This window comes from Neorhizobium sp. DAR64862/K0K3 (assembly GCF_050500185.1).
Classification (GTDB): domain Bacteria; phylum Pseudomonadota; class Alphaproteobacteria; order Rhizobiales; family Rhizobiaceae; genus Neorhizobium; species Neorhizobium soli.
On the sequence record NZ_CP191450.1, the window covers coordinates 447,436 to 464,919 of the forward strand.

Here is a 17,484-nt window from a genome sequence, read left to right on the forward strand (position 1 = left end):
CCATGACTGACAAAGCCATCACCCCTTCGACCGCGCTGCCCGCCAATGCCCGAACGGGACTTGGCGCCTGGCTGCGCGCACCGGTTCCGACCTCGCCCTCGCATGCCCGCATGCAGCAACTGTGGCTGCAATGGCGGCGGTTGCGCGCCAACGGTTCCGCCCTGTTCGGATTGTGCGTTATCGTCTTCCTGCTGATCGCAGCGACGTTTGCACCGCTTCTCGCAACGCACGACATTTACGATCAGAACCTCGCGGGACGCTTGCTCGCTCCATCCGCGCAGCATTGGCTGGGAACGGACGAACTCGGCCGCGACGTCTACAGCCGGCTTTTGTTCGGCGCCCGCATCACCCTCTATATCGCGCTTTTGACCACTGTCATCGTCGCACCAATCGGGCTTATCGTCGGCACCACCGCGGGCTATCTCGGCGGATGGGTGGATACGGTCCTGATGCGCATCGTCGATGTGTTTCTCGCTTTCCCCAACCTCATCCTCGCACTTGCCTTCGTCGCGGCGCTTGGTCCAGGCATCGAGAATGCGATCATCGCCATCTCGCTTGCCTCATGGCCGCCGATTGCCCGCCTTGCCCGCGCCGAAACGCTAACCGTTCGGCACTCGGATTATATCGCCGCCGTACGCCTTCAGGGCGCGTCCAGTCTCCGCATCATCTTCAGCCATATCATGCCGATGTGCATTCCTTCGGTTGTGGTGCGCGTCACCCTCAACATGGCCGCGATCATCCTGACGGCCGCGGGCCTCGGCTTTCTCGGTCTCGGCGCCCAGCCACCGAGCCCGGAATGGGGCACGATGCTGTCATCCGGCCGCGAATTCGTGATGACCAGCTGGTGGATCGCCGCCATTCCCGGCACCGCCATCCTCATCACCAGCCTTGCCTTCAACCTGTTGGGCGATGGCCTGCGCGACGTATTGGATCCCCGCAATGGATAAGCCGCTGATCGACGTCAAGGATCTGACGATCCGCTTCGAGACCCCGCAACGCAGCTTCGATGCGGTGCGCGGGCTGTCCTTCACCATCGGCCGTGAAAAGGTCGGCATCGTCGGCGAGTCCGGATCCGGCAAGTCGCAGACCGGTCGCGCCCTTCTGAAGCTGACGCCCAAGGTTGCTAAGATCACCGCCAGTCATATGCGCTTCAAGGATACCGATCTGCTTGCAGCCAGCGAAAGGGACATGCGAAAGATCCGTGGCAACCGCATTTCGATGATCCTGCAGGACCCGAAATATTCGCTGAACCCGTTGATGCGCATCGGCCAGCAGATCGTCGAAGCCTATCGCCTTCATCACAATTCCCCGAGAGCGGAAGCGAAGGCCAAGGCGCTTGCCATGCTCGAATCCGTGCAGATCCGGGATCCGGAACGCGTCTTCAAGCTCTATCCGCATGAAGTGTCCGGCGGCATGGGCCAGCGCGTCATGATTGCCATGATGCTGATCCCCGAGCCGGACCTGATCATCGCCGACGAACCGACCTCCGCCCTCGACGTCACGGTGCGCCGTCAGGTGCTTACCATTCTCGATGAACTGGTGACACGCCGCGGTACCGGGCTGATGTTCATCAGCCACGACCTCAATCTCGTGGCAGATTTCTGCGATCGCGTCCTCGTCATGTATGCCGGTCGCATCATGGAAGACCTGCCGGCGAAGGACCTGCACAAGGCGCAGCATCCCTACACGCAGGCCCTGCTCAAGAGCCTGCCGCGGCTCGATGTAGAAGCCGACGAACTGACGGTGCCGGTGCGAGATCCCGACTGGCTCGACGGTCCTGTTTATCGCAACGGAGTTTTGGCATGATCGCAGCAAGACCCCTTATCGAGGCGATCGGTCTCTCCATCAGCTTCGGCCCGCACCATGCGCGCAGCCGCGTTGTCGACGACGTGTCGTTCCGGATCGCAAAAGGCGACGCCTATGGCCTGATCGGTGAGTCCGGCTGCGGCAAGTCGACCATTCTGAGGGCATTGTCGGGCCTCAACAGCGATTACCACGGCGCTTTGACGCTTGCCGATCGCGAGCTGCCGAAAAAGCGCAGCAAGGATTTCTTCCGCCGCGCCCAGATGGTTTTTCAGGATCCCTATGGCTCGCTGCATCCGCGCAAGATCGTAGAGAAGGTTTTGTCGGAACCGTTGCGCATCCATGGCTTCGATCGCCAGTCCGAACGCATCGCTGAGACGCTCGATGCCGTTGGGCTTGGTGCGTCCTTCCGGTATCGCTATCCACACGAACTTTCGGGTGGCCAGCGCCAGCGTGTGGCGATCGCGCGGGCGCTGATCGTCGAACCGGACATCCTGCTGCTCGATGAACCGACTTCCGCGCTCGACGTATCGGTGCAGGCGGAAATCCTCAATCTCCTGAAGCGTCTGCGGACGGAGCGAAACCTTACCTATCTGATGGTCAGCCACGACCTCGCCGTCATCGCTCATATCTGCGAGCGCGCCGGCATGATGTACAAGGGGCGTATCCTCGAGGAGCTGACGTCGCAGCAGATCCGGCAGTCCGAAGCGAAGGAAGACTATACGCGGGAGTTCCTTCAGGCGAGTGTCGAGGCCGTTGCCCGCTCTCCGGAGGTGGCGGCATGAGCGCTGCCCCATCCGTTGCCAATCCCGGAAGAGACTGGGAATGGCACGGGAGCGAGACCGAGGCTGGAGTTGACGGCAACGGTCTCGACGCGCTGCGTGCCTTTGCGGCGACCCAGGCGACCGACATGCTTCTCGTTGTCAGGCAGGGTAAGGTGGTGCTGTCGCTCGGTGAACCGGATCGAAAATTCCTCTGCCATTCGATGCGCAAGAGCTTTCTCGCAGCCCTGATCGGCTTTGAGGTCGAGGAGGGGCGGATCGATCTTTCTGCGACGCTCGAACATCTCGGCATCAACGATCGCGAAGGGCTGAGCGACATAGAAAGGCAGGCAACGGTCTATGACCTCCTGACGGCACGCTCCGGCATCTATCACCCTGCCGGATACGAGACGCCCTGGATGCGGCGCATCAAGGAACCTCGCCACTCGCACGCGCCGGGCACGTTCTGGTGCTACAACAATTGGGATTTCAACGCCCTCGGCACGATCTTCGAGACGTTGACGGGCGAAACCGTGCATCAGGCATTCGCGCGACGGATCGCTGGACCGATCGGCATGCAGGATTTCACCCATGCAGGCGATGAGCCGGATGGCTGGCACGAGAGCTTCGATATCAGCGAGCACCGGGCCTATCCGTTTCGCATGTCGAGCAGAGATCTCGCACGCTTCGGGCAGCTGTTTCTGCAGCGGGGCCTCTGGAGCGGTACCTCGGTTCTGCCCTCCGGTTGGGCACAGCAATGCGTTATGCCCTATTCGCATGCCGGCACGCATGGTGGTTATGGCTATATGTGGTGGCTGGAGCGGGAAGGCGTCTTCCTGCCGAGCGTTGTGACGCCGAGAGGGAGTTATGCGGCAATGGGTGCCGGCGGGCATTATTGCATCGTCATCCCGGCACTCGACATGGTGGTCGTCCATCGCGTCGACACCGAAATCCAAGGGCGTGAGGTCACGCGTTTCGGCATGGGGAAATTGTTGCGTTTGCTCCTCGCGGCCATGAACGATACGTCCTGATATCCTCCCCACACCGCCCCAAGATACCTCGTCCTGAAACGCGCTCCTCGGCGCGGCAAGGACTGCTTTTTCATTTTCAGCAACGGGCCTTCGAACATGACCGTCATCGAAACCATAGCGAACTGGTGCTGGGCACCACCGACCAGCAGCGATACGGCCCGCCGTCTGGCGCGAGAAGCGATCGCCGATACCGTTGCCTGCCTTTACGCTGGTCGCAACGACATGAGCACGCGTGCCGTTGCCAGCGCGTTCGGCCGGCAAGCAGACGGAGAGGCAGCGCTCGTCACCGGTGGGCGGCAGTCGCCATCCGTCGCGGCTTTGGTCAATGGGACAGCGGCACACGCACTCGATTACGACGACAACTTCCGCCCGGGCATGAGCCACGCGTCGGCAGTCATCTTGCCGGCACTGCTGGCGGTTGCTAATCGCGCGAGCGCGAGTGGCCGCATGCTGGTGGATGCCTATCTCGTTGCACTACAGGCGCAGGCATTCGTGGGGAGCGGTGTCGCAGGTTCCCACTACACCGCCGGATGGCACGGGACCTCGACAGTCGGCAGTATCGGCACGGCTGCCGGCGTCGCGACGCTGCTGGGGCTCGATGCCGGCGGCATCGCCCGGTCCCTGTCGCTTGGCGCCAGCATGGCGTCTGGCACAAAGGGCCAGTTCGGCACGCCGGTCAAACCGTTCCACGCGGGCATGGCGGCCCGTAATGCCGTGGAGGCGGCGTTGCTCGCGGCGCAGGGACTACGCGGCCGCCTCGATATTCTTGAAGGCGAGCAGGGCTTCCTCGAAATGTTCGGTGGTATCGGTCCCGTCGGCTACGACATCGATCATATCGCCCAGACTCGGGCGCACACGATCCAAACGATAGGCGTGATGCCGAAAATGCACCCATGCTGCGGTTCCACCCACATGATCGTCGATGCAGCCCTCGACCTGATGCAGATGGAGCAATTCGATATCGACGCGATCGTCTCGGCCGAATGCCATGTCGGAATCGCAAACTATCGAAACCTTGCCTATCCGGAGCCGAGGGACGAGATGCAGGCGCGGTTTTCCATGCAGTATTGCCTAACCCTCGCGCTTCGCAGGAAGACGCTTGTCCTGTCGGATTTCACGCCTGCCGCGATCGAGAGTTTTGCAAGCGATCCGCTGCTAACGAAGATCTCCATGACACATTACAGCGCTGAGGAAGAGGCTGCCGCCAAATCCAATCTGCCGCACAGGCTGACAATAACGCTTTCTGATGGAAGGATTCTGGAAACGCAACGCGCAGCGGCCCGCGGCGGCCTCGCCAATCCTTTCCAGGATGATGCGCGTCGCGCAAAGATCAGCAATTGCCTCGATGATATGGAGGATGTCGAGCTCATCCAGACCAAGCTGAACCAGTTGGACGACCAACCCGACCTGCATTTCCTGGATGTGCTTTTCGATGGCCGTGCCGCTGCTGCTTGAGGCAGTTTACGGCAGGGCAACCCGGTCGGCGAGCATGCCGACCTCTTCCGCACGGCTCCAGAACCGGCCGACGCTTTTGCATCTCAGCCGGAAGGAGCGGTAGAGCCTAATCTCCACGATCATGTCATAGGCGGAGTCGGCAGCTCTCACGAGTTGCTTGTTCTTGAGCTCGTTGACGGCAAGGCTTTCGGGTATCCACGCAACCCCGTGGCCCGCGACGGCCATTGCTTTCAGGGCAGCAGACATGGCGTTCTCGTAAACGGTGTTGAGCTGGAAAGGTGCTCTTTCAAAGATCGCTTGTGGCAGTGCCTGCGCGAAGAAGGAACTATCCCGGTAGCTGAGATAATTCACCGGCGCCCCGCCGATCGTGAGTGGGTGGATCGGCTGCCCTGCCTCGTCCGGGGCGGAAATGGCAATCACGCGTTCCGAGCCCAGCGTCAGATAGGGGTGCTCCGCGAGATCGCGGATCGCCGGCACGCTTTCATGCGCATAGGTCAGAAGGAAATCGCATTCGTTGCGGAGCAGCTTGGAGACATTTCCGGAAAATGAGGAATAGGCTTCCGAAAACCGCGTCCGGAACGGCTCCCCCAGTGCCTCGACCTTCTCCATCCAGAGCGGGAAGAATGTTAGGACCAGAGTACTCATCGTTGCGAAGGAAATTACTTCTTCAGGAGCGCTGTGAGTTCGCAGCGTATCCTCGCGCAGCGAGGAAATTGTATCGACTGCCTTGCGAGCCCGCGGCAGAAAGCTTTCGCCGGCCGGTGTAAGCCGCACCGGATAGGTCGAGCGATCGACCAGCGTCAGTCCCGCCCATTGCTCAAGCTGCATGATGCGGCGGCTGAGGGCTGACTGTGTGATATTCCTGTCCTTGGCTGCGGCCGTAAAGTTCAAGAAATGGCCGAGAGACAGGAAGTCCTCTAACCATCTGACTTCCATAGAAAACCTCTGTATTGCTTTCGAAACAAACCATTACACGGCGCCTCGCGACCGGCAAGCGGTTACATTCGGCGATCAAGGCCACCTCCGCTATCTGCTGTGTCGATCAAGTGCTGACAGGTTGACAGTTGATTGAAGGTAGACGCCGTCATTCGATGTTCGATGCGATAGCGGAACTTTAAGGGCCTCTGCCCAGCTTTTTGCAGGGCGGATGATGGTCGATCCTGCGACCAGAAACAATCACCACCCTACTGGCCAGTCGAGCCGCCGCTACGCGGTGTCTACCTCACCGTACCCACTGCATCCCGTCGATCTGGATGTCTTGTCCGGTGAGGAAGTTCGGCTCCGATGTCGCGAGGAAGGTGACCACGCTTGCCACATCCTGTGGCGTGCCGACGCGCTTCATAGCAATGCCGGCGGCGAGTTGGGCTTCTCGGGCGTCGATCATGGCGTTCGAGCGTTCCGTCTTGATCACACCCGGGCAGATGGCGTTGACGACGATTTCGGGGGCGAGTTCCTTGGCGAGCGCCCGGGTCATGCCGAGAATACCGGCCTTGGCTGATGTATAGGCGAATTTGCTGACAGCGCTGGTCACGCCACCGGTATGGGCGTTCATCGACGACATATTGATGATCCGGCCGCCGCCGTTGCGGCGCATAAGGGGTACGGTCGGCTGGATATAGTTGAAGGCACCCTTGAGATTGATATCGATCGTGGTGTCGAACTCGTCTTCGGTGATCTCCTCGATGCCCTTTGGCATCGGCTTTCCAGCATTGTTGAACAGCACGTCGATACGGCCCCAGTGCGCATCGACTTCGGCGACGATCTCAGCGGCGCGTCGGTGGTCGCGCACGTCGGCGACGAAGGTCAGTGCCTGGCGGCCGAGATCGGCAATTTCGCCGGCGGTGCGAGCCAGATCGTCCTCGATCAGGTCGACTAGCACGATATCGAAACCGTGCTTTGCCAGATCCAGCGCGCAGGCGCGACCGATGCCGCGTCCGCCACCGGTGACGAGAGCCACTTTGCGTGTCGTGTCAGCCATCGGCATTCTCCTTGGCAAAGCGGGCAATGTCGGCATGGGTGCCGAACCATACGTCGTCGTGCTGCTTGATGTGCCGGATCAGCTCTTCGAGGATGAAGATGCGCGAGCGGTAACCGGAGACATGCGGATGCATGGTCAGGAGAAACAGGCCGCCTTCCTGGTAGGCACGGTCGAATTCACGCTTGAAGATGTCGAGAACGGCCGGCGGCGGCGTGTAGGGGCGGTGGGCGCTAAACCGGTTCATGTTGAAATAGACGGCATCATCGCGGATCCACTCGACTGGCAGCTCGACCATGCCGGTAGGTACGCCATTCTCGACCAGCTCATAGGGATCGTCGTCGGCCATCAAGGATGAATCGTAGAGTAGACCCAGTTCGCGTTCGATCTCCAGCGTCACGGCGGAAAAATCCCAGGACGGCGTGCGCATGCCGACGGCACGTATGCCGGTGATCTTTTCCAGCGTGTCGGCGGCGCGCAAATGCAGTTCGCGTTCCTTCTCCGGCGGGACCTTGGTGTTCACCTCGTGGATCCAGCCATGCAGGCCGATCTCGTGGCCCTCGGCGATGACTCGTTTCTGCTCGTCCGGATGAAGGAGGGCTGCAACGGCCGGCACGAAGAATGTGGCGGGCACGTCGGCAGCCTTCAGCGTTTCCAAGATGCGCGGTACACCGCGGCGATTGCCATATTGGCCCCATGACAGGCGACCGATGGATTCGCCGCCGTCACGCAATTCGTTGGTCTCATGGTCACTATCGAAAGAGAGTGCGACGGCGCAGCGGGCGCCATTCTTCCAGGTCTTCGGCTTCAGCGAACGGCCGGCCCGCACCTTGTCGACCTTGCCGCGCCAGGTCGCTTCGTCCCATTCCCAGGGTTCCATATCCCGTCCTCCGTTTAAGTCATTCGGCTGCCTGCGGCAGCACCGGTACGGCCGCCAGCAGTCGCTGCGTGTAGGCATGCTGCGGATCGGCATAGATTGCGCCGGCGTCGCCCTCCTCGACGATGCGGCCCTGGTACATGATGGCAACGCGGTCGCAGAGGTGGCGCACCACCGACAGGTCGTGGCTGATGAAGACCAGCGACAGGTCGAGTTCGGCGCGAAGGCGGATCAGAAGGTTGATGATCTGCGCCTGGATCGACACGTCCAGCGAGGCGACCGGCTCGTCGCAGACGATCACGTCCGGCTGCATGGCGAGCGCTCGGGCAATGGCGATGCGTTGTCGCTGGCCGCCGGAAAACTGGTGCGGAAAGCGGTTGGAAAAGCTCGGATCGAGACCGACGGCCGCCAGCCATTGCCCGACATAAAGCGCCGCTTCGGCACGGCTTACCAGCCGGTGGGCAAGCGGCCCCTCGGCGATGATGTCGCCGATGCGCATGCGGCCGTTGAGCGAGGCAAACGGATCCTGGAAGATCGTCTGGATGCGGGTCGTGATCTTTTTTGGCGCGCGGCCGGTGCTCATGACGGGCTGGCCGTTCAAGCGGATCGTGCCCGATGTCGGCACGGTGATGCCGGCTGCCATACGACCGAGCGTCGATTTACCGGATCCGGATTCGCCGACGAGGCCCAGAACTTCGCCACGCTTGACCGTCAGCGAGACACCGGCGACGGCGTGGACGACATTGAGCGGCTGTGACAGACCGGACTTGATCGCGAGGTTCCTGAACAACCCGGCCGGCTTTTCGAAGCGTTTCACGACATCGTCGATGACCAGATAGGGACTTCCGAGGGGCGGCAGGTTGGCGGTTGCCGATTTGCGCGGCGGTGGTGCCGCGTCTGCGATACCGCTGCCGCGCAACAGAAGTTCGCCGGGTTTGGCGCGCGAGGGCAGGGCGTCGAGCAGCGCGCGCGTATAGTCGTGCTGCGGTTTCGTCAGCACGCCGAGTGCCGGGCCGATCTCGACGATGTTGCCGGATTTCATGACCGCGACGCGGTCGGCGATCGAGGAAACGATAGCCAGGTCGTGGCTGATCCAGATCAGCGCCGTGCCGAGCTCGGAGACAAGCTCCTTCATTTCGGCGAGGATTTCCGCCTGGATCGACACGTCAAGTGCCGTCGTCGGTTCGTCGCAGATGATCAGTTTCGGTCGGTGCAGAAGTGCTATTGCAATCGCCACACGCTGGCGCATGCCGCCGGAAAATTGATGTGGGAAGAAATCCACCTTGCGTTCCGGATCGCTGATGCGAACTTGGCGCAGCGCCTTGATCGCGCGCTCACGGGCATCGGCGCTGCCGATGTTCTCTTGGGCTTCCAGCGCGAGCTTGATCTGCGTGCCGATGCTCAGCACCGGGTTGAGTGTCATCATAGGGTCCTGGAAGACCATCGAAATGGTCTTGCCGCGGATGGCGCGCAGCTCATGGGATGGCAGGCCCACCAGTTCGCGGCCTTCGAGTTTGATCGATCCCTCGACGATGCGGCCTGGTTCGTCGATCAGGCCGATGATGGAAAAGCCGGTGATCGATTTGCCCGAGCCGGATTCGCCGACGAGCCCCAGCACTTCTCCCGGCGCGATGGAGAAGGAGACTCCATCGACAGCCTTGACCTCGCCGCGTCCGCTCGGGAACCAGGTCTTGAGGTTGGTGACTTCGAGAAGCGGCGTCGCCGGTGTTGTCACTGGATCGGTCATCGGCGGAGCCTCGGGTTGAGCTGGTCGCGGATCTGGTCGCCGACGAGGTTGAGTGAGACGATGAAGATGATCAGCGCCAGGCCGGGATAGATCGAGATCCAGTAACGACCAGAGAGCAGATACTGGAAACCGTTGGCAATCAGCATGCCGAGCGACGGCTCGGTCGGCGGAAGGCCTACGCCGAGGAAGGACAGCGTTGCTTCAAGCGAAATCGCGCTGGCGATCTGCACGGTGGCGACCACGATCAGTGGTGGCAGCGAGTTGGGCAGGATATGCCGCAGCACCACACGCCAGGGTGACAGCGGGATGGACAGCGCCGCCTCGACATAATCCTTCTGCCGTTCGGCCGCCGCCGCACCATGGGCGGTCCGGGCAAAATAGGCGTATTGGGCAAAGATCAGCGCGAGGATCAGCTGGTAGCGACCCTGGCCGAGAATGGCGGCGATGACGAAGGCGAGCAGAATGGCCGGGAACGACAGCTGCAGGTCGACGATGCGCATGACAAGGCTTTCGAAGCGACCGCCGATATAAGCGGCGGCACAGCCGACCACGGCACCGATGACGAACGCGGTGCCGCTGGCGATGATGCCCATCTGCAGCGAGATCCGCAGTCCGTAGATGATGGCGGACAGAAGGTCGCGGCCTTGCGAGTCCGTTCCAAGCCAGTGGGTGTAGCCGCCGGTCCCGACATAGCCCGGCGGGCGCCGTGCGTCTCGCAGCACCAGATGCGCGAGGTCGTAAGGATCCTGAGGCGTCACCAGCGGCGCAATCAGGGCGATGAACACGATGACAAACACGAACACCGCAGCGCCGGTGGCGACCTTGTTGCGGCGGAATTCATTGAGAAAACGGGAGAGTGGAGTGTCGCGCATCAGGCACGCCCCTTTCTCAAGCGTGGATCGAGCAGCGCATAGGTGAGATCGACCACGAAATTGATGACAATGAACAGGAGGGCGACAAACATCAGGTAGGCGACCATGACCGGACGATCGAGCGAGGTGATGCTGTCGATGATCAGCTTGCCGAGGCCGGGCCAGGAAAAGATCGTTTCGGTGACGACGGCAAACGCAAGCGTCGAGCCGAGTTCGAGGCCGAACACGGTGACCAGCGGAATGGAGATCAGCCGCAGCACATGCCGGCTCAGCAGCGTGAACTCCGAAAGCCCGGCAGCGCGGGCGAATTTCACCGTGTCGCTCAGCATCAGTTCGCGAGTGCCGGCGCGGGCAAGACGGATCATCAGCGAGAACTTGAACAGTGAGAGGTTCAACGCCGGCAAGATCATGTGGGAAAGGCCATCACCGGTCAGGAAACTGAAGTCGACGCCGAACAGGCTGGCGGTCTCGCCGCGTCCGCCGGCCGGCATGCAGCCGCATTGCACGGCAAACACCATGATCAGCATCAGGCCGAACCAGAAGGTGGGGACGGAAAAGCCGAGGATGGAAAGTGCCATGATGGCACGCGAGATCGGGTTGTGCGGCTTGTATCCGGCATACATGCCGATCGGAATGCCGACGAGGCTGGCAAACAGCACGGCGGCCAGCGTCAGTTCGAGCGTTGCAGGCAGCCGGGTCAAGATCAGTTCGCTGACCGGCATGTTGTAGACAAAGGAGCGGCCGAAATCGCCGTGCAGGATACGCCCGACAAAGGTGAAATACTGCTGCCACAGCGGCTGGTCGAGACCGTATTGAGCGATGACGGCGGCGCGGATGTCTTGCGTCGCGTCCGGCGAGATCAGCACGTCGATCGGGTTGCCGACAGCATAGACGCCGCAGAATACCAGTGCCGACATGGCAAGGACCACGATCAGCGCCTGCCACAGCCTTTGCAGGATGAAACCAAACATTCGTTCCCTGTTCTCCCGTCTCGTGCGGGGTTCGAAAATGCGTCGTGCGTCAGGCGGCGGTCAGTGCCAGTCGCCTTCCAGCAGCGCGCGGGTTTCGGAAACGGCGACCTCCCAGATCGCAGCCATGTCTTCATCGGGGCGTTGGTAGAGACCGTGATAATTGCCGTCGCCGAGCAGTTCACGCTTCTGCGCAGCGCCGACGCGTGCAAGCGCTGCGTAGTCGATCTGTGGCTTGGCAGTCGTCGGCTGACGCGCGTCGGTGGTGCGCGTCCAGGGGAAATTCTCCATCCATGACGCGTGCGATGCGGCGGGGTCGGTCTGCTGCACCTTGGCGAGCGTCTGGGGCGCCCGCCACCAGTCGTGGAATTTGACCGATGCGTCGGGGTGGGCATTCAGCCATTCGGAAATCACCACCGTTGCCGGCGTGTTGCCGCCATGTCCGTTGACGATCAGGATACGCCTGAAACCGGAGCGGTAGATGCTGTCGAGCAGATCTTCGATGACGCCAATATAGGTGGCGAGCGATAGCGTCAGCGTTCCCGGAAACGTTGCGAACGAGGAGGCAAGGCCATAAGGCACGACCGGAAAGACCGGGATGCCGAGCGGCTCGGCAGCATCGACCGAGACCTTTTCAGCCAGGATCATATCGGTCGCGAGACTGAGATAGGCGTGCTGCTCGACGCTGCCGATCGGTAAAATACAGCGATCATCTTTTGCGACGCGCTCCTCAACCTGCATCCAGTTCATGTCGGCAATCTTCAATTCGCTACCCTCGTTCTCAAACTTCGTGCAACTGCGCAAAGAACGTTCTGTTTTTCGCACGGACGCACAATATTTGTGCTTTCCGATGCTTTGTGTCGCATGAAGCAAAGTTCCATACGGGACTAAAAAAAGAAATTGACAGCCATTTAAACGATCGTCAAGTTCCATACGGGACTAAACCTCACGAAGCTCGAAAGCGACCGAAGAGTGCGACAGACGCGTGGACCGACACTGGAGACTCTGCTGCGAGAGGGCGGAAAAGCCGCCGCCGGCACGCATGGCGTCGAGGATCTGGTGTCCGTGAAACTCTGGCGGAACCCGTGCTGGTTGTCGTTCCGGTTCAACTTTCTGGCGCTGCAGTTCAACGAGCCGATCTACCGACTGATCGAAAAGGAACACGGCCTGGCGCGGCCGGAATTCGTCGTCATCTATTCGCTCGGCCTGTCCGACGGACTGACGGCGAGCGCGATCTGCAATTCCTCGGGCTTTCCGAAGAACACGATCAGCCGGGCGATCCAGAAGCTGATCGACAAGAACATCGTCCGTCGCGAAATCGACCAGGCGGACCTGAGAAGTTTTGTCCTCTACATCACCGAGGAGGGCAGACGCATCGTCGATCAGGCCATGCAGCCGATGGTGGAGCGCGAGATGGCCATGATCTCGTCGCTGACGCCGGCCGAACAGCTGATGTTGTCGGAACTGCTCGCCAAGGTCGTCGTCGATTCACCCAACTGGCCACCAATGACAACAATAGAGGAGAACGAAGAATGACGGCTTCCAAGACATTCCGCACCATCGTGCTCGCCACCGGCTTGCTCGGCGGCGTTTCGGGCGCTGCCCTTGCTGCCGACCTCACCATCGGCGTGCGCGCCGGTCCGCTGTCGATCGATCCCGATTTTACCGCCGCCGGCACTCACGCCGAGGCGATGAAGCACATCTACGACTCGCTGATCAAGTCGGGCAACAATCTGGAACTCGAGCCGGGCCTTGCCACCAGCTGGACCGCGATCGACGACACGACCTGGGAATTCAAGCTGCGCCCGAACGTCAAATTCCATGACGGTTCGGACTTCACCGCCGAGGACGTCAAGTTCTCGATCGAGCGTATTCCGAAAGTCGCCGGCCCGAACCCGACAACCATCTACGTCCGCCGCGTCAAGGGCGTAGAAATCGTCGATCCGCTGACGATCCGCGTCAAGACCGACGGACCGGCGCCAACCCTGCCCAACGATTTCATCCGTCTGTTCGTGGTGTCGCACATCGCTGCCAAGGATTATTCCGACAGCGCGGAAAAGGCCTCGGAAGGTTTCAATTCCGGCAAGGCCGCGATCGGGACCGGTCCTTACAAGTTCGTGTCCTGGACGCCGAAGGAGCAGCTGGTTCTTCAGAGCTTCGACGGTTACTGGGGCGGCAAGGAGCCGTGGGACAAGGTGATCCGCAAGGAGCTTCCCAACGACGCCGCCCGCGTTGCACAGCTGAAGGCCGGCCAGGTCGATCTGATCGCCCGTATTCCCGCATCCGACGTGCCGACGCTGGAAACGGATTCAAAGCTGACGATCGTTCGCCAGGACAGCGTCTACCTGTTCAACATGGCTTTCGACTTCCGCGAAAAGTCGCCGCAGGTGAGCGCCAAGAACGGTTCGCCGCTGCCGAAGAACCCCTTCATCGATCCCCGTGTGCGTGAAGCCTTCGATCTTGCGATCGATCGCGAAACCATCACCGAAATCGCCATGGAGGGCATGGGTGCCGTCCAGACGCAGTTGGTGACCCCGAATATCTTCGGCTACAATCCCGACATCAAGCCTACGCCCTACGATGTCGACAAGGCAAAGAAGCTGCTTGCCGACGCCGGTTATCCCGATGGTTTCAAGGTGACGTTTTCCTTCACCAACGACCGCCTTCCGGGAGACAAGGACACCGGCACGACGATCGCCCAGATGCTGACCGCGATCGGCATCCAGGTGGAAGCCAATGCACAGCCGGGCGCCGTCTATTTCCCGGCCAACACGCGCGGCGATTATTCGCTGACCATGTCCGGCTGGGGCACGCTGACGGGTGAGGCGAACTACACGCTGTCATCGCTGGTCCATACCAACGATCCGACCAAGAAGCTCGGCGCCTTCAACATCCGCGGTTACTCCAACCCTGAGATGGACAAGCTGATCGAGGCGGCCGGTGTCGAGATGGATGCAGGCAAGCGCGAACAGTACCTGAAGGACGCCAACGCGCTCGTCGCTGCCGATCGCCCCAATCTGTCGATCGCTTCGATCGTATCCGCTTGGGGCATGAAGAAGACCATCACCATCGTGCCGCGTTCGGACGAAGACACACTGGCCATGAACATCAGGCCTGCGAAATAGCCTCCACGCCAACCGGAGGTAAACTTGGCCGGGCAGTTCTGCTGCCCGGCTTTTTTATTCATGGGAAGGAGAAGATCATGGGCAAGATTGCACTGGCGATCCATGGCGGCTGCGGCGTGATGGCAAAGCTCGGCCTCAGCGAAGCGGAATGGGAAGCGGCGCGCGTCGATCTCGGTCATGCGTTAAAAGCCGGATGGGCGGTGCTGAACACCGGCGGCTCGGCGCTTGATGCCGTGCAGGCGTCGGTCGTGGTGCTGGAAGACAGCCCGCATTTCAATGCCGGCTATGGCGCAGCCCTCAATGCCGCCGGCGAGCACGAACTCGACGCCTCGATCATGGACGGCGCGACGCTCGAAGCAGGCGCCGTGACGCTGGTGCGGCGCATCCGCAATCCCGTCAAGGCGGCGCGGCGGGTAATGGAAAAGGGCGAAGCCGTGCTGATGGGCGGCCACGCGGCCGACGAGTTCGCGAAGGTCGAGGGGCTGGACGTCGTTGAACCCAATTATTTCACCACCGAGAAACGCGTGAAAGCGCTGGCTGCGATGAAGGCGCATGCGGCGGCCGGCACGGCTGCAGCGGCGAGCGAATCCGAAAAGCACGGCACGGTGGGTGCCGTCGCGCTTGATAGTGCCGGACATCTAGCGGCCGCAACCTCCACCGGCGGCTACAACAACAAGCCTGTCGGTCGTATCGGCGATACCCCGATCGTCGGCGCCGGCACCTATGCCCGCGACGGTCTCTGCGCTGTGTCGGGCACCGGCAAGGGCGAGTTCTTCATCCGCTATGCCGTCGGCCATGAAGTCGCAAGCCGCATCGGCTATCTCGACGAGACGGTGGAGCAGGCGGCGTCGAAGGTGATCATGGAAGACTTGAAGCCGCACGCTATCGGTGCCGGACTTGTGGCCGTCGGAGCCGACGGAACGATCGCCACACCTTACAACACCGACGGCATGTTTCGCGGCTGGGTCACGCCTGACGGCGAATTCTTCGTCGCTACCCACGACGTGGTGTTCAGGATCTCCTGACGCGACGAAGAGGTTGCTGAGGCCGCTGTACGGCGGCCTCGCGGCGCTCAGATCGCGCTGGCGATCTTGTCGGCGATGTAGAGTTCGCGCAGCTTGAGCGTCAGAGCCCCCGGCTTGCCGTCGCCCACAGGTGCGCCGTCGATACGCGTGACGGGCATTACGAAGTTGGTGGCCGAGGTGATGAAGGCTTCCGCGGCATTCATCGCTTCATCGGGCGTGAAGGCGCGCTCGTCATAGGGAATGCCGGCTTTCTCCGCGAGATCAAGCACGCTTGCGCGCGTGATGCCGTGCAGGATTGCGTTCGACAGCGGGCGGGTGATCAGCCTGCCACTCTTGTCGATGATATGGGCGGTCGCCGAGCTTGCCTCCGTGACGAAGCCGTCCTCTACAAGCCAGGCGTCATCGGCGCCTTTGTCCATCGCCTGCACTTTGGCCATCGATGGATAGAGCAACTGCACCGTCTTGATATCGCGGCGCTCCCAGCGCCAGTCGGGCAGCAGAGCGACGGACAGGCCGGTCGCTAGCTTGGGGTTTTCGATCACAGATTTTGCCTGGGTAAAGAGAACCAGCGTCGGCAAAGGATCCTTCGGGAAGGCGAAGTCGCGATCGGCGGGGCCGCGCGACAGCTGGAGGTAGATCAGGCCTTCCTTGAGTGCATTGCGGCGGATGATCTCGCGATGAACCTCCAGAAGTTCGCTGGCCGAAATCGGCAGGTCCAGACCCAGTTCCCCGATCGAGCGCTTCAGGCGGGAGGCATGGCCCTCGTATTCGAGAAGCTTGCCGTCAATGACGCCGGTCACTTCGTAGATGGCGTCTGCGAATAGAAAGCCGCGGTCAAAGACGGAGACCTTTGCATCGGCTTCGGGCAGCCATTCGCCATTCAAATAAACGATACGGGACAAGACAATCTCCTTCAGTATGTCGGGAATTCAAAACACATCGCCGGCGGCTCGCTTGAGTTCGGCGATGAAACCGTGCAGCAGGCGCGAGCGCGGTATGCCCTTGCGGGTAATCAGGACGGCCGCGACTTCGCGGGGTGGCTGGAAGGGCAGTTGCACCAACCCCTGCAATGACTGGTGGGCTGCACTATAGGGATCGACAACCGCTGCCCCGACGCCAGCTCCGGCCAGAACCGCAGCCGTTGCGCAATAGCGCACCTCGACCCGCGGCTCGTAATCGATGCCCTCGCGATCGAAGGCATCGCGCAGCATCTGGCCCATGCGCGATTCCGCTTCGAGGCCGATAAAACCGTGTTCGGACAAATCACTGACCGTCACCTCCTGCCGACTAGCGACCGGGTGGTCCTTCGGCACGAGCGCGACCATATGGGTGCGCGACAGGATCTCTACGTTCACAGACGGATGCCGTTCCAGCGCGATCGCAAGACCGACGTCGGCGGCGCCGCTTTGCACAGCTTCGATGACGTGTTCGAGCCGGCGAACATCGTAGGCGACAGACACATCCGGACGGTCCTTCAGGAACCGTGCGAGCGCCACCGGTGCGACCGTATTGCCAAGCGGCGGCGTCGACATGACGCGCAGCCGTCCCGATTTGCCGTGCCTGATGGAGCGGGCGCGGGCGGAAAAGCTGCGCAACATGCTGAAGACGGGACGCACCTCTTCGAACAGAAGCGTGGCTTCCTCGGTCGGCTCAAGCCGCCGGTGCAGGCGCTCGAACAGCGTTATCCCGAGCTGGTTTTCCAGCTGGCGGATGCCGTTCGAAACGGCGGGCTGGGAAATGCCCAGCTGCTCGGCTGCCTCCACGGTCGTTTCGCAGCGCATCATGGCCCCGAAGATTTCAAGGAGGCGCAGCGAGATATCCGGTTTCTGCTCGGTTTCGGTCATG

The 17,484-nt window shown here is 61.4% G+C and carries 17 protein-coding genes; 8 read left to right on the forward strand and 9 right to left on the reverse strand.

Going from position 1 to position 17,484, the window contains the following annotated elements; genetic code table 11:
- Positions 1-2 precede the first annotated feature (2 nt).
- From nikC to ACQY1L_RS18935, 5 genes are all read left to right on the forward strand, one after another.
- Positions 3-947, forward strand: coding sequence for a nickel transporter permease (gene nikC / locus ACQY1L_RS18915; RefSeq protein WP_430245546.1), 945 nt, complete (start codon positions 3-5; stop codon positions 945-947).
- Positions 940-1,806, forward strand: coding sequence for an ABC transporter ATP-binding protein (locus ACQY1L_RS18920; RefSeq protein ID WP_062578130.1), 867 nt, complete (start codon positions 940-942; stop codon positions 1,804-1,806). The genes nikC and ACQY1L_RS18920 overlap by 8 nt, the downstream gene beginning before the upstream one ends.
- A complete protein-coding gene (locus ACQY1L_RS18925; protein WP_430245548.1) occupies positions 1,803-2,588 on the forward strand; it encodes an ABC transporter ATP-binding protein in 786 nt (261 codons plus the stop codon). The genes ACQY1L_RS18920 and ACQY1L_RS18925 overlap by 4 nt, the downstream gene beginning before the upstream one ends.
- Positions 2,585-3,595, forward strand: coding sequence for a serine hydrolase domain-containing protein (locus ACQY1L_RS18930; RefSeq protein WP_430245550.1), 1,011 nt, complete (start codon positions 2,585-2,587; stop codon positions 3,593-3,595). Before ACQY1L_RS18925 ends, ACQY1L_RS18930 begins: the two co-directional genes overlap by 4 nt.
- A gap of 96 nt (positions 3,596-3,691) precedes the next feature.
- Entirely contained in the window at positions 3,692-5,050 is a 1,359-nt protein-coding gene (locus tag ACQY1L_RS18935) for an MmgE/PrpD family protein (protein WP_430245551.1), read from the forward strand.
- A 6-nt stretch (positions 5,051-5,056) separates the two neighbouring features.
- Here the strand turns inward: ACQY1L_RS18935 and ACQY1L_RS18940 are convergent, their stop codons facing one another.
- The 7 genes from ACQY1L_RS18940 to ACQY1L_RS18970 form a co-directional block, all read right to left on the reverse strand.
- Positions 5,057-5,986 carry a LysR family transcriptional regulator gene (locus ACQY1L_RS18940; protein ID WP_062578122.1) on the reverse strand — a complete coding sequence of 310 codons (930 nt, stop codon included), beginning with the start codon at positions 5,984-5,986 and terminating at the stop codon, positions 5,057-5,059.
- A 286-nt stretch (positions 5,987-6,272) separates the two neighbouring features.
- Positions 6,273-7,028 (reverse strand): SDR family NAD(P)-dependent oxidoreductase, encoded by a 756-nt coding sequence (locus ACQY1L_RS18945; RefSeq protein ID WP_430245553.1) that lies wholly within the window; start codon positions 7,026-7,028, stop codon positions 6,273-6,275.
- Positions 7,021-7,905 carry a polysaccharide deacetylase family protein gene (locus tag ACQY1L_RS18950; RefSeq protein ID WP_430245555.1) on the reverse strand — a complete coding sequence of 295 codons (885 nt, stop codon included), beginning with the start codon at positions 7,903-7,905 and terminating at the stop codon, positions 7,021-7,023. The genes ACQY1L_RS18945 and ACQY1L_RS18950 overlap by 8 nt, the downstream gene beginning before the upstream one ends.
- 19 nt (positions 7,906-7,924) lie before the next feature.
- On the reverse strand, positions 7,925-9,649 hold the full coding sequence (locus tag ACQY1L_RS18955) for a dipeptide ABC transporter ATP-binding protein (protein WP_430245557.1): 1,725 nt from the start codon (positions 9,647-9,649) through the stop codon (positions 7,925-7,927).
- A complete protein-coding gene (locus ACQY1L_RS18960) occupies positions 9,646-10,521 on the reverse strand; it encodes an ABC transporter permease (RefSeq protein WP_062459221.1) in 876 nt (291 codons plus the stop codon). The genes ACQY1L_RS18955 and ACQY1L_RS18960 overlap by 4 nt, the downstream gene beginning before the upstream one ends.
- Complete coding sequence (locus ACQY1L_RS18965; protein WP_430245559.1) at positions 10,521-11,492, reverse strand: ABC transporter permease; 972 nt, start codon at positions 11,490-11,492, stop codon at positions 10,521-10,523. The genes ACQY1L_RS18960 and ACQY1L_RS18965 overlap by 1 nt, the downstream gene beginning before the upstream one ends.
- A 60-nt stretch (positions 11,493-11,552) precedes the next feature.
- A complete protein-coding gene (locus tag ACQY1L_RS18970) occupies positions 11,553-12,254 on the reverse strand; it encodes a creatininase family protein (protein WP_092663160.1) in 702 nt (233 codons plus the stop codon).
- Between the two features lie 207 nt (positions 12,255-12,461).
- On the opposite strand from ACQY1L_RS18970, the gene ACQY1L_RS18975 reads away from it, so the two are divergent.
- The 3 genes from ACQY1L_RS18975 (at position 12,462) to ACQY1L_RS18985 (ending at position 15,639) form a co-directional block, all read left to right on the forward strand.
- On the forward strand, positions 12,462-13,025 hold the full coding sequence (locus ACQY1L_RS18975) for a MarR family winged helix-turn-helix transcriptional regulator (RefSeq protein ID WP_244508848.1): 564 nt from the start codon (positions 12,462-12,464) through the stop codon (positions 13,023-13,025).
- Positions 13,022-14,614, forward strand: coding sequence for an ABC transporter substrate-binding protein (locus ACQY1L_RS18980; RefSeq protein WP_430245562.1), 1,593 nt, complete (start codon positions 13,022-13,024; stop codon positions 14,612-14,614). Before ACQY1L_RS18975 ends, ACQY1L_RS18980 begins: the two co-directional genes overlap by 4 nt.
- A 77-nt stretch (positions 14,615-14,691) precedes the next feature.
- Entirely contained in the window at positions 14,692-15,639 is a 948-nt protein-coding gene (locus ACQY1L_RS18985) for an isoaspartyl peptidase/L-asparaginase family protein (RefSeq protein ID WP_430245564.1), read from the forward strand.
- A 47-nt stretch (positions 15,640-15,686) separates the two neighbouring features.
- On the opposite strand, the gene ACQY1L_RS18990 is transcribed toward ACQY1L_RS18985, so the two are convergent.
- Entirely contained in the window at positions 15,687-16,541 is an 855-nt protein-coding gene (locus ACQY1L_RS18990) for a D-amino-acid transaminase (RefSeq protein ID WP_430245566.1), read from the reverse strand.
- Positions 16,542-16,568: 27 nt separating this feature from the next.
- Entirely contained in the window at positions 16,569-17,483 is a 915-nt protein-coding gene (locus tag ACQY1L_RS18995) for a LysR family transcriptional regulator (protein ID WP_430245567.1), read from the reverse strand.
- Between the last annotated feature and the right edge of the window lies 1 nt (position 17,484).

What these genes read in the sequence shown, in the direction of transcription:
- nikC (WP_430245546.1), top strand. Translation starts at nt 3, where the DNA reads ATGACTGACAAAGCCATCACCCCTTCGACCGCGCTGCCCGCCAATGCC.
- ACQY1L_RS18920 (WP_062578130.1), top strand. Translation starts at nt 940, where the DNA reads ATGGATAAGCCGCTGATCGACGTCAAGGATCTGACGATCCGCTTCGAG.
- ACQY1L_RS18925 (WP_430245548.1), top strand. Translation starts at nt 1,803, where the DNA reads ATGATCGCAGCAAGACCCCTTATCGAGGCGATCGGTCTCTCCATCAGC.
- ACQY1L_RS18930 (WP_430245550.1), top strand. Translation starts at nt 2,585, where the DNA reads ATGAGCGCTGCCCCATCCGTTGCCAATCCCGGAAGAGACTGGGAATGG.
- ACQY1L_RS18935 (WP_430245551.1), top strand. Translation starts at nt 3,692, where the DNA reads ATGACCGTCATCGAAACCATAGCGAACTGGTGCTGGGCACCACCGACC.
- ACQY1L_RS18940 (WP_062578122.1), bottom strand. Translation starts at nt 5,986, where the DNA reads ATGGAAGTCAGATGGTTAGAGGACTTCCTGTCTCTCGGCCATTTCTTG.
- ACQY1L_RS18945 (WP_430245553.1), bottom strand. Translation starts at nt 7,028, where the DNA reads ATGGCTGACACGACACGCAAAGTGGCTCTCGTCACCGGTGGCGGACGC.
- ACQY1L_RS18950 (WP_430245555.1), bottom strand. Translation starts at nt 7,905, where the DNA reads ATGGAACCCTGGGAATGGGACGAAGCGACCTGGCGCGGCAAGGTCGAC.
- ACQY1L_RS18955 (WP_430245557.1), bottom strand. Translation starts at nt 9,649, where the DNA reads ATGACCGATCCAGTGACAACACCGGCGACGCCGCTTCTCGAAGTCACC.
- ACQY1L_RS18960 (WP_062459221.1), bottom strand. Translation starts at nt 10,521, where the DNA reads ATGCGCGACACTCCACTCTCCCGTTTTCTCAATGAATTCCGCCGCAAC.
- ACQY1L_RS18965 (WP_430245559.1), bottom strand. Translation starts at nt 11,492, where the DNA reads ATGTTTGGTTTCATCCTGCAAAGGCTGTGGCAGGCGCTGATCGTGGTC.
- ACQY1L_RS18980 (WP_430245562.1), top strand. Translation starts at nt 13,022, where the DNA reads ATGACGGCTTCCAAGACATTCCGCACCATCGTGCTCGCCACCGGCTTG.
- ACQY1L_RS18985 (WP_430245564.1), top strand. Translation starts at nt 14,692, where the DNA reads ATGGGCAAGATTGCACTGGCGATCCATGGCGGCTGCGGCGTGATGGCA.
- ACQY1L_RS18995 (WP_430245567.1), bottom strand. Translation starts at nt 17,483, where the DNA reads ATGACCGAAACCGAGCAGAAACCGGATATCTCGCTGCGCCTCCTTGAA.